11 protein-coding genes are annotated in these 13399 nt (G+C 51.4%); 4 read left to right on the top strand and 7 right to left on the bottom strand.

The genetic code is table 11. The features are described 5' to 3' along the window. Nucleotides 1–150: 150 nt before the first annotated feature. Nucleotides 151–1170: an IS1/IS1595 family N-terminal zinc-binding domain-containing protein gene (locus tag C1714_RS07595; RefSeq protein WP_102341728.1), complete on the top strand. Its 1020-nt coding sequence runs from the start codon at nt 151–153 to the stop codon at nt 1168–1170. Nucleotides 1171–1333: 163 nt separating this feature from the next. On the opposite strand, the gene C1714_RS07590 is transcribed toward C1714_RS07595, so the two are convergent. After that, nucleotides 1334–2788, bottom strand: a complete 1455-nt coding sequence (locus C1714_RS07590; RefSeq protein ID WP_102342615.1) for a TrkH family potassium uptake protein — start codon at nt 2786–2788, stop codon at nt 1334–1336. Next, nucleotides 2785–4152, bottom strand: a complete 1368-nt coding sequence (gene trkA, locus C1714_RS07585) for a Trk system potassium transporter TrkA (protein WP_102342614.1) — start codon at nt 4150–4152, stop codon at nt 2785–2787. Before trkA ends, C1714_RS07590 begins: the two co-directional genes overlap by 4 nt. Nucleotides 4153–4317: 165 nt before the next feature. On the opposite strand from trkA, the gene C1714_RS07580 reads away from it, so the two are divergent. Further along, complete coding sequence (locus tag C1714_RS07580; protein ID WP_210115274.1) at nt 4318–6051, top strand: AAA family ATPase; 1734 nt, start codon at nt 4318–4320, stop codon at nt 6049–6051. A gap of 89 nt (nt 6052–6140) precedes the next feature. Here the strand turns inward: C1714_RS07580 and C1714_RS07575 are convergent, their stop codons facing one another. Further along, on the bottom strand, nt 6141–6560 hold the full coding sequence (locus C1714_RS07575; protein WP_102342613.1) for a flavodoxin: 420 nt from the start codon (nt 6558–6560) through the stop codon (nt 6141–6143). Between the two features lie 24 nt (nt 6561–6584). After that, nucleotides 6585–7124 (bottom strand): DUF3793 family protein, encoded by a 540-nt coding sequence (locus tag C1714_RS07570; protein WP_280952015.1) that lies wholly within the window; start codon nt 7122–7124, stop codon nt 6585–6587. A gap of 854 nt (nt 7125–7978) precedes the next feature. Here C1714_RS07570 and iscB point away from each other — a divergent pair. Both iscB and C1714_RS07560 read left to right on the top strand, forming a co-directional pair. Continuing rightward, nucleotides 7979–9283 (top strand): RNA-guided endonuclease IscB, encoded by a 1305-nt coding sequence (gene iscB, locus C1714_RS07565; protein ID WP_102342611.1) that lies wholly within the window; start codon nt 7979–7981, stop codon nt 9281–9283. A gap of 6 nt (nt 9284–9289) precedes the next feature. Then, on the top strand, nt 9290–10546 hold the full coding sequence (locus C1714_RS07560) for a methionine gamma-lyase family protein (RefSeq protein ID WP_102342610.1): 1257 nt from the start codon (nt 9290–9292) through the stop codon (nt 10544–10546). Between the two features lie 10 nt (nt 10547–10556). Here C1714_RS07560 and C1714_RS07555 read toward each other — a convergent pair whose 3' ends face one another. The 3 genes from C1714_RS07555 to C1714_RS07545 form a co-directional block, all read right to left on the bottom strand. Beyond that, nucleotides 10557–11303, bottom strand: coding sequence for an SDR family NAD(P)-dependent oxidoreductase (locus C1714_RS07555; RefSeq protein WP_102342609.1), 747 nt, complete (start codon nt 11301–11303; stop codon nt 10557–10559). Between the two features lie 24 nt (nt 11304–11327). Next, entirely contained in the window at nt 11328–11885 is a 558-nt protein-coding gene (gene efp / locus C1714_RS07550; RefSeq protein ID WP_102342608.1) for an elongation factor P, read from the bottom strand. A gap of 101 nt (nt 11886–11986) precedes the next feature. Further along, nucleotides 11987–13339: an MATE family efflux transporter gene (locus tag C1714_RS07545; protein ID WP_210115273.1), complete on the bottom strand. Its 1353-nt coding sequence runs from the start codon at nt 13337–13339 to the stop codon at nt 11987–11989. Nucleotides 13340–13399 lie beyond the last annotated feature (60 nt).

The following is a 13399-nucleotide window of genomic DNA, read 5'->3' as shown; positions in this document are numbered from 1 at the left end:
ATAATCCGCTTTTGCACAGTGTTGGTGAAGAATCTATAATTTGGATAGCCCGACGGGGCTAGAAAGCTAAAACGCTTTGGTAAGTGGTTCTGAGTTAGCTGTGGTAGGCCTCCTCATGACTGCTTACTTAAGTATTGAGGTCTACCACAAATGTATAATCAATCGCTTACCTCTTCCAGGCGCCGTACGCCCTGGGATTATAAGGAGAGTCTTTCGCCGTACGAGCAGTTCATTAAGGATCAGTATGTGGAAGTCTTTGATCGCAGGCATCAAAGCCTGATAGAATCCGGAGAAGCAGAGTTTCTGAATGCATTTCAGGTCTTTCAATGCAGACATTGCGGATCAGAAAACTTCATCAAGTACGGTCATACTTCAAATGGCGTAAACAGGTATCTCTGCAAAGATTGCGGAAGGACATTCACCATCACAACCGGGACCATTTTTGAAGATCATAAAATACCGTACACAGAATGGGTTGAGCAGCTCCTGAGAATTATCGGTTATGAAAGTATGAGTCTTGCCTCAAAGAATGGCCGTAATTCCTTCACAACAACGAAATATTGGGATGCGAAGCTGTTCAAAATCTTAGATAACTATCAGGAGAACATTGTGCTGTTCGGAAATGTTCAGATCGATGAAACATACTGGGATCTGGGAAAAAAGCACAGGCAGCTGATTGACGGCAAACAATACAGAGGCATATCCAGAAACAAGATGTGTATCGCAATTGGAACTGATGGCACGCAGACAATTGCAATCTACGAAAACCATCAAGGAAAGCCTACGAAAGAGAGTACCTGGAATGCCTTCAGCCAGCATATTCAGGAAGGCTCCATACTGATCCATGACAGTGAGCGTTCACATTCAATTCTGGTATCGGATCTGAACCTTACCGAAAAGAAATATAATTCACGAGATCTGATCAGACTGGATGATAAGGACAATCCTCTCAGAGAAGTGAACCACGCATGTGCTCTGCTGAAAGCTTTCCTGAGATCACATTCCGGGTTTGAACGCGATGAACTGCAGGGATATCTGGATCTGTTTGCATTTCTGATGAATCCGCCTGCAGAGCCGCTGGAAAAAGTCAAAGTACTGCTGGTGAGCTCACTATATATCCCAGAAACGCTAAGATATCGAGATTACTATTCCGTAGAACCGCATGACTAAGCGGTTCTAGACGCAGATTTACCAACACTGTGCAAAAAGGGATTTTTGCTGAAAAGTCACTTCTGTTTCGAATAGTCACAGATCCGGGTCTGCCTTGAACAAAGCATCCCGATACGGGCACATGACCAGAGCAGACTAGAAAGTTTCAGAATATGAATACCGCTCAATGACGACGCCACGTAGTCCGTGAAAACAGAATCAGAATCGGGTAGATTTCCAGACGTCCCGCAAGCATATTGAAAATCAGAACGATCTTGGAAAGTACACTGTATCCCGAAAAGTTATGCACAGGTCCCACCGCACCAAGACCCGGACCAATATTGTTAAAGGTTGCCAAAACCGCGGAAAGATTGGTTTCAATTGAAAAACCGTCCAGCGAAATAATCAGCATGCTCAGGACAACAATCAGACCGTAGGCCGTCAGATATCCGTTGAGGTTGCGCAGAATGATCTCCTCCACCGGACGCTCATTGACCCGTACACGCTCCACTTCATGCGGATGCAGATTGACATGAATATTGCGCCGCAGCGTCTTGAACAGCATCAGCAGACGGCTCATCTTCATACCGCCGCCCGTCGACCCGGCGCAGGCACCGCCGATCATCAGAATCAAAAGAATCGTCTTCGAGAATACCGGCCACTGATCGAAGTCCGTTGTCGCAAATCCTGAGGTAGACATGATCGTTGCCACCTGGAAGGCTGCCTGATGCAGAGACTCCCGCACCGTACCGTACAGCGCATAGATATTCAGGGTAACAAGGGCAATCGAAATGCCGATGACAGCCAGATACAGATGCAGCTCCTCATCCACCCAGACTGACTTCACGCGATGCAGAAGCAGCAGATAGTAGACGGAAAAGTTTGCACCGAACAGGAACATGAACACGGTGGTCACCGTCTGCGCCGCATGGGAATGGGAAGCCATCGAACTGTTCAGCACCCCGAAGCCGCCGGTACCGGCTGTACCGAACATGATGCACATCGCATCAAACCACGGCATCCCCGCAATTCTCAGACACACATAGTTAATGATCGATAGCGCAATGTAGAGAATATAAAGAATGGAAGCCGTCTGCTTCATGCGCGGAACCAGCTTGCCGACAATCGGTCCCGGACTTTCCGCACGCAGAATATGCAATGTATAGCCCTCATTCTCCTTCGCCAGCGGAACAACCGCCATCAGGAAAACAAGAACGCCCATACCGCCAACCCAGTGCGAGAAACTGCGCCAGAACAGCATGCCCCGGCTCATCGCCTCCACGTCATTCAGAATCGATGAACCGGTCGTCGTAAAACCCGATACCATTTCAAAGACGCAGTCGATGTAGCGCGGAATCTCTCTGGAAATATAAAAAGGAAGACACCCGAGCAATGACATCAAAAGCCATGTCAATCCCGTAGTCACCAGACCTTCCCGGGCATAAAAACCGTGTCTTGCCTTGCGGCCGATCAGATACAAAAGCAGCGCAGCGAAAAGAATAATAGCCCAGCTAAGGAAATAGGAGCGAACCCCGACAGGATTATGATCCACAGCCTCAAGAACCGCTCCCGGAACCATCAGAGCCACTTCCATCACAAGAATCTTAGCGAGGATCTTGGCAATCATCCGGTAATTCATGCGGCATCCTCAAAAACATCGTTCAGCTTCAGTATGCGGCGATCACTGTTGGCAATAACGACTACCGTATCACCCTTGTGGTAGACAGAAGATCCCGTTGCCAGTTCACTGTGCCAGCCGCGGCTGATGGTCGCGATCAGGACATTTTTCCGCGTCGGCACATCCTTCAGCGGCGTATCGGTATAGAGCGTATCATCATCGACATTAAATTCGATGGCCTCGCCCTTGCCCTGCGCAATCATATGAATGGTCAAAGCAGCACCCTTCTTATTCTGCATCGCCCGCACATAACGGATGATCCCGTCGGACACCAGAGTTTTGGGCGAAATGGTTGTTCCAATCGGAAGGCGGTCCAGAATACGGTTGTTTTCTGCATGACTGAGCTTGGTTACAACAGTCGGAACATTACGTTCACTTGCATACATGGACATGACGATGTTCAGCTCATCGAGACCCGTGAGCGTAATGAAGGAATCGAAGCTTGCAATGCCCTCCTGTTCCAGGAAGTCCTGCGAGCTGCCGTCCCCCTGCACAATTGTTGCCTTGTCCAGTTCCGATGCCAGCAGCGAACACTTATCAGGATCAATCTCGATGATGGTTGTATCGATGCGGCTCTTCTGCAGTTCCTGCGCAAGATAATAGCTCGTCTGGCTGCCGCCGACGATCATTGCGCTGCGTGCTTTGCGTGAAATGACGCCAAGCTCATTGAGCAGATCAGCCAAAGATGCCTGGGCACCGGTGATGTACAGAAGATCATCCGGCTGCATGCGGAAGCTTCCATCCGGAATAATGCACGCATCGCCGCGCTGCACGGCGCAGATCAGAATCCGCGACTTGACCACGGAGCCAAGCTGATTCAGAAGAAGCCCGTCCAGCTTACTGCCGCCCTTGACGCGCAGTTCCGCCATCATGGCCGCACTGCGGTTAAAGCTCTCGATCTTCAGGAAGCCCGGCATCTGCAGATGACGCGCAATTTCATAGGCAGCCGTCTCTTCCGGATTGATGATCATATTCAAGGCATACTGCGAACGCATCCGGTAGGACTGTTCCCGGTAATCGGAACTGCGGATTCTGGCAATGGTGTGAATCTGCGGATTCATCGCATGCGCCGTCAGACATGTCAGAAGATTGACTTCGTCTTCATCCGTTACCGCAATCAGCAGCTGTGTCTCCTGCACATTCGCATCTTCGAGAACCGACATAGCAGCGGAATTGCCCTGCACACCGATGATGTCATAGCTCTCCATCAGACTTTCCATCACCGCCCCGTTCTGATCAATGACGGTGAGATCGTGGCCTTCCGCCGTCAGTTCCTTCACCAATGTAGAGCCGACTTTACCACAGCCCGCAAGAATAATTTTCATAACTCCAAACCCTGCTCCAAATCCGACAATTTCTTTAAAAATGCGGTTCTATTCTAGCATCAATGCCCGATTCTTCTACTGAAACAGAAAGGCCTGATTGTAAATATTATTCTGATTCAAGACAGGTGCAGTTGACCGTATGATAGAGAGGCAGGAGACAACAATATGATGACGTTTGATGAACTGCTTGCCGCAAATCACATGGGTTACACCCCGTTTGCGACCCCCAATGCCAAGGAACAGATGAGTGATTTCTGGGCAAGCATGAACAAGGACCATACCGTCAGTGACGCCGAGATCGATACCGTTCTGGAAACATACCGCGGCCTGGGTGTCATTGCCCCGCTGGGCAGCAGCGCTTCCGCCGTGGCCACCGCCGGCGGGCAGAACACCGGCGAAAACAGGGAATCGGAATCCGAGAGTCCGAAAGTCGTCCATCCCCCTTTCCGCCCTCTGACTTCCTATGCCAGCGACTTCACCACGGAAAATCCGATCGTCATTCTTTTTGATGAGGATCATCGGATCAAGGCTCCCCTGATCGGTGCCTTCACCAATCCGGAGCGTAGCCACGCCTTCGAATCCAAGAAGGATAACGGTGAGATTCTCCGCTTCGACATTGCCGCCATCGACAAGCGCTACATCAAGTTCATTGAATGGCTCGGCTCCAGCCATATCTATGTCCGCCTCTTTGGTGAAGAAAACAAAGAAGGCTTTGCCATCACCCACATGGAAGCTACGGATCCCAACGGCAACGAAGCCTGGATGGATGTCAACGACGCCTTCCTGCAGTTCGTCATCCGCCGCCTGAAAACCTCCACGCCTCCCAAAAACAGGGACGAGGAAGAAGAGGAAGGCACCGATGTCAAAACCAGGGTCAATGAATCGATGGTACTGTCAGACCTTGGAAACATCGTCAACTTTCTTTCCGCGGCCGGGGATACGCTGCCGAAGAATATCCGCAGCTGGTGCTATCAGAACATCGCTCTGGCAAAGTCCAGCACCATCTCGCCCGAGGAACAGCGCCATGCCAAACGCGCCCTGTCACTGATGCTGCAGGTGCAGTGGCAGAGTTCCTTCTTCCCTTCCATCGATCCGTATGAAGCGCGCCGGATTCTCGATGAAGAGCTGTACGGCATGAACAGCGTCAAACAGCGGATCATTGAAACGATCGTTCAGATCAACCGCACCCATACACTTCCTGCGTACGGTCTTCTGCTGGTCGGTCCGGCGGGAACAGGAAAGTCGCAGATTGCCTATGCCGTTGCCAGAATTCTGAAACTTCCCTACGCATCCTTCAGTATGAGCACGATTCAGGATCCGGAAGCTTTGACCGGATCTCCCCGCATCTATTCCAACGCCAAGCCGGGAAAGATCATGGAATCCTTCGTCAATGCCCGCTCGAGCCGCCTGGTCGTCATTATCAACGAGCTGGACAAGGCAGATTCCAACAGTGCCGGCGGCGGCAACCCTGCGGATACCCTGCTGACACTGCTGGACGGCCTCGGCTTTACGGATAACTATATGGAATGCACGATTCCGACCAACGGCGTCTATCCGATTGCGACCGCCAACGATCTCAGCCGCATCAGCGGACCTCTGATGAGCCGCTTTGCCGTCATCCACATTTCGGACTATACGCCGGAAGAAAGAATCATCATTCTGCGCGACTACGTCATGCCCAAGATCCTCAAGCGCATGGGCATGAAGAAAGAGGAATGCGTCCTCACCGAAGACGGTATGCAGGCAGTGATCGACCGTTGCGCCAATGAGCCGGGTGTACGTGCCATCGAGCAGGCTGCCGAACATATCGCAGCCAACACGCTGTACCAGATTGAGACACGGCACGTCTCTTCAGTCATCTTCGACAGAACTGATGTGGAACAGCTTCTGGAACTCTGAAACCTACAGAAAATGCCTTCATCATCCCGATGAAGGCATTTTTTATTACTGTTTTTCTGTTTTGTCTGTTGTATCTGTTTTGTCTTTTTTCAGGCAAGGGCCTTGCCGAGATCCTCGCATGCCGCAATGGCTGCCGGATCCGGGGAACCTTCGGCAATCACCGTATCAACGACATTGACGCCGCTGGACAGTGCATCATCCTTCCAGCTGTCCATCCACAGGCCATTGCCCCAGCCCCATGAACCGAAGAGGCCGGTCTTCTTTCCACCGAGGCTTCCCTTGACAGAATCCCACAGCGGCTGGAACTCCGATTCCTCCAGCTGCTCGGAACCCATGGCCGGGCATCCGAAGGCGAAGGCATCATACGATGCTGCATCACCAGCGCTGAACGAGGAGGCGGGTACCAGCGTCACATCTGCGCCGGCTGCGGCTGCGCCATCCTTGACGGCATTTGCCATGGCTTCTGTATTTCCTGTTGCGGACCAATAAACGACTGCTACTTTGCTCATAATATTTTTCCTTTCTTTGTTATTTCAACCGGCCACGGTCAGCTGAACCACGCTTCTGCCCAGCGACCATGAGCGGCGATAAACCGATGTACATTTCTGATAGCGGATGAAACAGCGATTGCACTCTTCGACGTTGCCGTACACCTGCCACAGCCCGAGTTTCCGGCAGCCCTGGCCATGGTAGCGGATAAAGCACTGAACGTCATAGAGCGGGTAGCCGAGAAAGATGCCGATTTCGTGCGGAAACTGCTGGCCGCAGTCTGCGGTCCTCTGTTTCAGAAGAGAAAGGCACAAAGCCATGTTTCCCGGCGCAGGATATCCGCATTCCCTGAGAAACGCCTGAACATCCTTCTCTTTGAGGGCGCTCACCAGTGCACTGGGCCGATAGACGTAGATCAGCGAATGCTTGCTGCAGCGCCGTAACAGCATCAGGTGAATCCTCCGCGGGTTCAGCTTACTGTTCTTGGCGGCAAGCCACTGCTGCAGTTTCTCTTCGGATTCATAGGGGCTGTTGAACAGACTCCCTGTTTTCAGCGACGCAAGTGTCGGTGAAAAGAAATCGATCAGATATTCATCAGATATGGCATCCTCAATAAGTTAGGTATTCCTAACTTACGGGGATATCCTACCATCCCTTCCGTTTCCCCGCAAGCATGATGATCCATTACCGGGGATGGATTTAATTCATCACTTCTGATGGTGAATATGGCGGTAAATGCGGATGAAAAGATACCAGATCCCGATCGTTGCGACAATCGATGTGATGACATAGGCCACCCGGGTGGCTGTATAGGCATTGCTCATAGTCACCCCCCCTGCTGTACTGTCCAGTCTCAGTTTGCTAACCCTAATCTATGATATCCCGCTATATTTTCTCTGCATTTTCCATTCCTTTGGACGATAATGGTTAGGCTGTGCAAGGAGATAACCTTCAGTAACCCACGGCTGAAGCACGTGGGATTGTAAAAGATCCCATCGCCTCATGCCGTAGTGCGCAAGCACTAACTGAATAGCCTGAGTACTGTTGCACAAGCCATGTGCGCTAACAGTACTACGTTGTCTCTGTCATCAAACCCGTGGACGNTGAAGCACGTGGGATTGTAAAAGATCCCATCGCCTCATGCCGTAGTGCGCAAGCACTAACTGAATAGCCTGAGTACTGTTGCACAAGCCATGTGCGCTAACAGTACTACGTTGTCTCTGTCATCAAACCCGTGGACGTAATGCCTAATCTGCGGCTCTTGGACCTGTCGTTAAAAGCTCTGAGGGAAAGGAGCGGTGCGGCAGGTGTAAAAAGCACTGACAACATTGGCGAAGGCATCGAAGCAGACCGGCATTCTGCTTCACTACGGCAGCCAGATGCCGGACGGAGATCTGTTCTCCGTCATTGATCTGGCACTTAATGAAAGGACGGCATTATGAAAGTCTTTGTGCTTAACAAACACGGCAATCCGCTGATGCCGTGTAATCCGAAAAAAGCAAGGCTGCTGCTGAAACAGCAGAAAGCAGTTGTTGCGAAGCAGATGCCTTTCACGATCCGGCTTCTGTATGGAAGTTCGGGATATAAGCAGCCTGTATCACTTGGCGTTGATGCCGGAAGTAAGCATATCGGCATTGCCGCCACAACTGAAAAAGAAGTTCTGTTTGCAGAAGAACTGACGCCTCGCAATGACGTCGTAAATCTGATGTCTGTTAGGCGGCAGAATAGAAGATCCCGCCGGAATCGTAAGACGCGTTACCGCAAAGTGCGTTTCGACAATCGTGTGCATGCCAAGCGCAAAGGCTGGCTGGCACCGTCTGTTGAGGTAAAGATCCAGGAGCACATCACTGCGATCAAACACGTACAGCAGATTCTTCCGATTACGGAAGTTCATGTAGAGACTGCAGAGTTTGACACACAGCGCATGAAGGCGGTGGAAGAAGGCAGGCCCCTTCCGGTCGGCACTGATTATCAGCTTGGCGAGATGTACGACAGTTATAACGTTCGTCAGTATGTTTTGAAACGTGATAACTACACCTGTCAGTGCTGCGGGAAGCACGGTGATGGTGTGCAGTTCCATGTGCACCATCTGGAAAGCCGCAAAACCGGTGGCAATGCGCCGGGTAATCTGATCACGCTGTGTGAAGACTGCCACAAAGCGATTCATGCCGGCGCAAAAACGCTTCATGCTCGTAAAGCTAAACGCAGCACAAAGTCTCTGCGCGATGCGGCATTCATGGGCATTATGCGCAAAACGATGCTGGAGCGTCTGCGCGCAGAACCAGGCATCCCGGTGAATGGAACATACGGCTATATCACGAAGCTGTACCGTGATCTGTATCGCATCGAAAAGTCTCACATCAACGATGCCATCGTCATCAGCAAGCACTTCACCGCCGTGCCGGATGATGTCTGGTATTTTGCCAAAGCTGTGCGGAGGCATAACCGCCAGATTCACAAAAACAAGATCCTGAAAGGCGGTATCCGCAAACGCAATCAGGCCCCTCATGTGGTGAAAGGGTGCCGGCTGTTTGACTCCGTGAAGTACGCCAGAAACACGTATTTCATATTCGGGCGCAGGGCATCTGGGCAGATGGATATTCGCACACTTGACGGTGTCAAAGTGAGCGGTGGATCGCTGAGCTTCAGAAAGTTTTCAGTTCAGCATTGCAACGCAGGGGCGTTGCTGGAAAGGAGAAAGGCGATTCCTCCCACGAATGAATCCGTGGGTTTCCTCGCCTGAAATTTTATGATCAAGGATCAGATTGATTCGAAACTGTTAACGATGGCAGAAGAAGCGGATACTGCCCTGAAGGATATCTATGCAGAAATCGACAGAACCTGCATGTACAATTCCGACCGCGTTCTTTCCGCCTTTATCAAGAACAATGTTTCCTATACCGATTTTGCCGATATCAACGGCTATGGCAATTACGATGAGGGACGCGACAAGCTGGAGCGGATCTTTGCTGAAATTCTCGGATGTGAAGATGCCCTGGTACGTCCGCAGATCATGAGCGGAACCAATGCACTGTGGCTCACATTTTCTGCATTGTTAAGACATGGAGATACGATGATTTCCCTGACCGGCACGCCGTATGATTCTCTGCAGGAAATGATCGGTCTGAGCGGCGATTCAAGCCAGTCCCTGAAAAATGCCGGCGTCAAGTATGAACAGATTGATCTTGTGAACAATGAGTTTGACGAAGAGCGCATCCTTTCCCGCCTCGCGAAAAAGGATGTGAAGCTTGTCGAGATTCAGCGTTCCCGCGGCTATTCGCAGCGCAAATCACTGACGATCGCCAGAATCCGTCACCTGATTCAGAAGATCCGGGAAGTGAATGATGAAGTTCTCATCATGGTCGATAACTGCTATGGCGAACTGGTTGAAAAAGAGGAACCGGGCCACGCCGGCGCGGATGTCGTTGTCGGCTCTCTGATGAAGAACCTCGGCGGCGGCATCGCCTCGACCGGTGGTTACATTGCGGGACGCAGGGACGTCATTGAAATGGTCGCCGACCGTCTGACGGCACCCGGCATCGGCAAGGAACAGGGTGCCAACTTCAATCAGAACATTTCCTTTTTCAAGGGCATCTACATGGCTCCGGGTGCTGTGCGCAGCGCTCTCAAGTCGATGGCCTTCTGTGCCTGGATGCTGGAAAAGCTCGACTTCCACAATGTGTCGCCGCGCTGGGATGAATACCGTACCGATATCATCCAGACGGTGGAACTGGGCAGTAAGGAAAATCTTGTCCGCTTCACGCAGGGCATTCAGAATGCGTCGCCGATTGATTCCTTTGTCCATATTCTTCCGGCTCCGATGCCCGGCTACCCCTTCGATGAAGTGATGGCTGCCGGCTGCTTCACCCAGGGCTCGACGATTGAACTTTCCGCCGACGCTCCGGTCATTGAACCGTATACCCTGTATATCCAGGGCGGCCTGACGCCGGAGTACGGAAAGCTCAGTATCCTTCTGGCACTGACCCGGATCGAACAGGAACAATAAAAGAGGAAACTCAGCAGCTTCCCCTCTGTCCGCCATCGATGCGGATCACCGTGTTGTTAATATAATCGGCGTCATCGCTGATCAGAAACCGGATGAGGCTCGCTACCTCTTCCGGTTTTCCATAGCGTTCCACCAGAATTTTCTGACACTCTTCCTTCAGAAATTCTTCATCATAGCCATCCAGTTCACTTTCCGTTCCAATGAAGCCCGGCGCAATCGCATTGACATGAACATTCGGCGCATACTGCAGTGCCATGTTATGGGTCAGGGAAATCAAAGCCGCCTTTGAAGCATCGTAGTCAAAGCTCATTGGATAGTAAGTGTTGAGGCCGTTGGTGGAGGATACATTGATGATGCGGCCATAGCCTGTTTCTTTCATGCCTGACGCAAAGCGTTTCGCGCAATTGTAGGCGCCGACGACATTGACATCGAGAACGCGGCGAAATTCATCTGCCGTCTTGAACTGAACGAGGTTGGAAAGGTCGACTGCCGCATTGTTGATCAGAACCGATACGCTGCCCAGCATATCTTCCACGGCGCTGCCCATGGCCTCGACTTCTCCTTCCTTTGATACATCGGCGCAGAACGTCATGCACCGGACGGGAAAGGAAGTAAGAATTTTCTTCTGCAGCTCTTCCGCCGCATCTTTGGAATGATGATAGTTAATGACAATATCATACCCGGCCCCGGCAAGATTCAGTGCCGTGGCGGCACCGATCCCTCTCGAAGCTCCGGTAATCAGAACAATTCTTTTCATACAGACAGAAAAAAGAGAGCTTGATCAAGCTCTCGAAGAATACTTCCCATCAGCCGTAGTAACGATGATGACGTCACCGGTATTGATGAACTGCGGAACACGCAGCGTCAAACCTGTATCAGTCGTCGCATCCTTGGTCTGCGAAGAGTTGGCACCCTTGACACCCGGTGTCGTCTCAGCGACAGTCAGTTCAACCTTATCCGGCAGCTGAACGTTGAGAATGTCACCGTTGAAAATCATCAGGTAGCACTCCATGCCTTCCTTCAGGAAATACTTGTTGTCCCCGATCTGTTCTGCGGAAAGATCATAGGTCTCATAGGTCTCCATATCCATGAAGCTGTAGGTTCCACCTGCTTCATAGGAATAGTTGACTGCCTTCTTCTCGATCATTGCCGGCTCGAACTTCGTGTTTGCATTGAAGTTGCGCTCCTGTGTCGATCCGGTCTTAAGGTTGCGCATCTTCGTCTTCAGAATTGCGGCGCCCTTGCCCGGCTTCACATGCATGAACTCCAGGACGACCCACGGATCGCCATCAACCATGACGGTTAATCCTGTTTTAAAATCTCCAGCTTCGATTGCCATACTATCCTCCAAACAATTTCTTTCTTTTGCGCTGATATTCTAGCAGTTTACTCCATGATGAAACAATAGGAAACAGAAGAATTCACAGCGATCTTCCCCGTTTACATCACAAAGAGATGCTTTCGTGCGCTGTAGTACGCCGAAATGACCATCGCACCGGTTAACAGCCACGAAACGGGATAGATCATAAACAGTGTTTCAAAGGAGCGGAAGCGCAGAAAGATCGTATTGATGTAGATCAGACGGAAGACGCACGACCCCAGGATCGTCAGCAAGGCTGGTGTCATACTGCGGCCCATCCCGCGCAAACACCCGCCCGGTATTTCATAGAGTCCCGTCCCGATTTCGAGCGTACTGACAAACAGCATACGGACATAGGCATACTGAATGACTTCCGGATCCTCCGTAAAGAACCGGATGAAGAAGCCGCGGCCGAACCAGAAGACCAGGCTTAGCGCCAGCGTCAGCACCGTTCCCAGTCCCCAGCACCAGCGCAGCACGCGCTTGCACCGGTCGAATTTCTTTGCCGCAAAGTTCTGCGACGTAAAGGTAACCGCCGTCTGGGCAAACGCATTGATGATGAAATAGCACATGAACTCGAAATTGGAACCGGCGCTTGCGCCGGCGATGGCATTGGCGCCGAAGCTGTTGATTGCCGTCTGAATGACAACGTTGCTCAAAGCGAATACCGCACCCTGCAGTCCTGCCGGAAGACCGATTTTTACCGTTTTCACAATGTATCGGTGATCCAGACAAAGATGACGAAGATTCAGGTGGAAATCTTCCTCCTCATGTGCCAGATCCCAGGTAACAATGGCTGCACTGATCGCACCGGAAATGTCGGTCGCAATCGCAACGCCCGCCACAGACAAATCCATAACGATCACAAAAAACAGATTCAGAAACACATTGGCAATACCGGCAATCGTCAACGCAATCAACGGCCGCCGCGCATCGCCCCGGGCCCTCAGAATAGCGCTGACGAAGTTATAGATCATGACAAACGGCATGCCGAGAAAGTAGATTTCCAGATATTCGCTGGCCAGATTCATCACATTAGCCGGCGCCCCCATCAGAGAAAGAATCGGCCGCGCCAGCAGAAGCCCGATGAAGATCAATGCAACGCCCGACAGCAGGGCCATCGTAAACAGCGTCGAAACGGCGCGGGGACACTCCTTCTGACGCCCAGCTCCGACCATCGACGCAATCACAACATTTGCCCCTACCGAAAGTCCTGTAAACAACGACACAATCAGATTGATGACCGGCGCATTGGAGCCAACCGCAGCCATCGCCGCCGCCGAATCAAACCGTCCCACAACCGCCAGATCCGCGCTGTTAAACAGCTGCTGCAGAATACTGGCTGCAGCCAACGGAAGCGCAAAGAAAAGGATCTTGTCACCAAGGCTGCCCTCCAGCATATCGATCTGTGTTTTTCCATGTCTATTTTTCACAGGTGCTATTGTAGTCCCGATCACCAGCACTTGCTCAACCTTCTAAAGTGACCAGGAGGA

It is taken from the genome of Galactobacillus timonensis (assembly GCF_900240265.1).
GTDB lineage: Bacteria > Bacillota_I > Bacilli_A > Erysipelotrichales > Erysipelotrichaceae > Bulleidia > Bulleidia timonensis.
Note: the sequence above shows the minus strand (reverse complement) of the source record. Positions and strands in the feature narration are given on the sequence as shown.

What these genes read in the sequence shown, in the direction of transcription:
- C1714_RS07595 (WP_102341728.1), top strand. Translation starts at nt 151, where the DNA reads ATGTATAATCAATCGCTTACCTCTTCCAGGCGCCGTACGCCCTGGGAT.
- C1714_RS07590 (WP_102342615.1), bottom strand. Translation starts at nt 2,788, where the DNA reads ATGAATTACCGGATGATTGCCAAGATCCTCGCTAAGATTCTTGTGATG.
- trkA (WP_102342614.1), bottom strand. Translation starts at nt 4,152, where the DNA reads ATGAAAATTATTCTTGCGGGCTGTGGTAAAGTCGGCTCTACATTGGTG.
- C1714_RS07580 (WP_210115274.1), top strand. Translation starts at nt 4,318, where the DNA reads ATGATGACGTTTGATGAACTGCTTGCCGCAAATCACATGGGTTACACC.
- C1714_RS07575 (WP_102342613.1), bottom strand. Translation starts at nt 6,560, where the DNA reads ATGAGCAAAGTAGCAGTCGTTTATTGGTCCGCAACAGGAAATACAGAA.
- iscB (WP_102342611.1), top strand. Translation starts at nt 7,979, where the DNA reads ATGAAAGTCTTTGTGCTTAACAAACACGGCAATCCGCTGATGCCGTGT.
- C1714_RS07560 (WP_102342610.1), top strand. Translation starts at nt 9,290, where the DNA reads ATGATCAAGGATCAGATTGATTCGAAACTGTTAACGATGGCAGAAGAA.
- C1714_RS07555 (WP_102342609.1), bottom strand. Translation starts at nt 11,303, where the DNA reads ATGAAAAGAATTGTTCTGATTACCGGAGCTTCGAGAGGGATCGGTGCC.
- efp (WP_102342608.1), bottom strand. Translation starts at nt 11,885, where the DNA reads ATGGCAATCGAAGCTGGAGATTTTAAAACAGGATTAACCGTCATGGTT.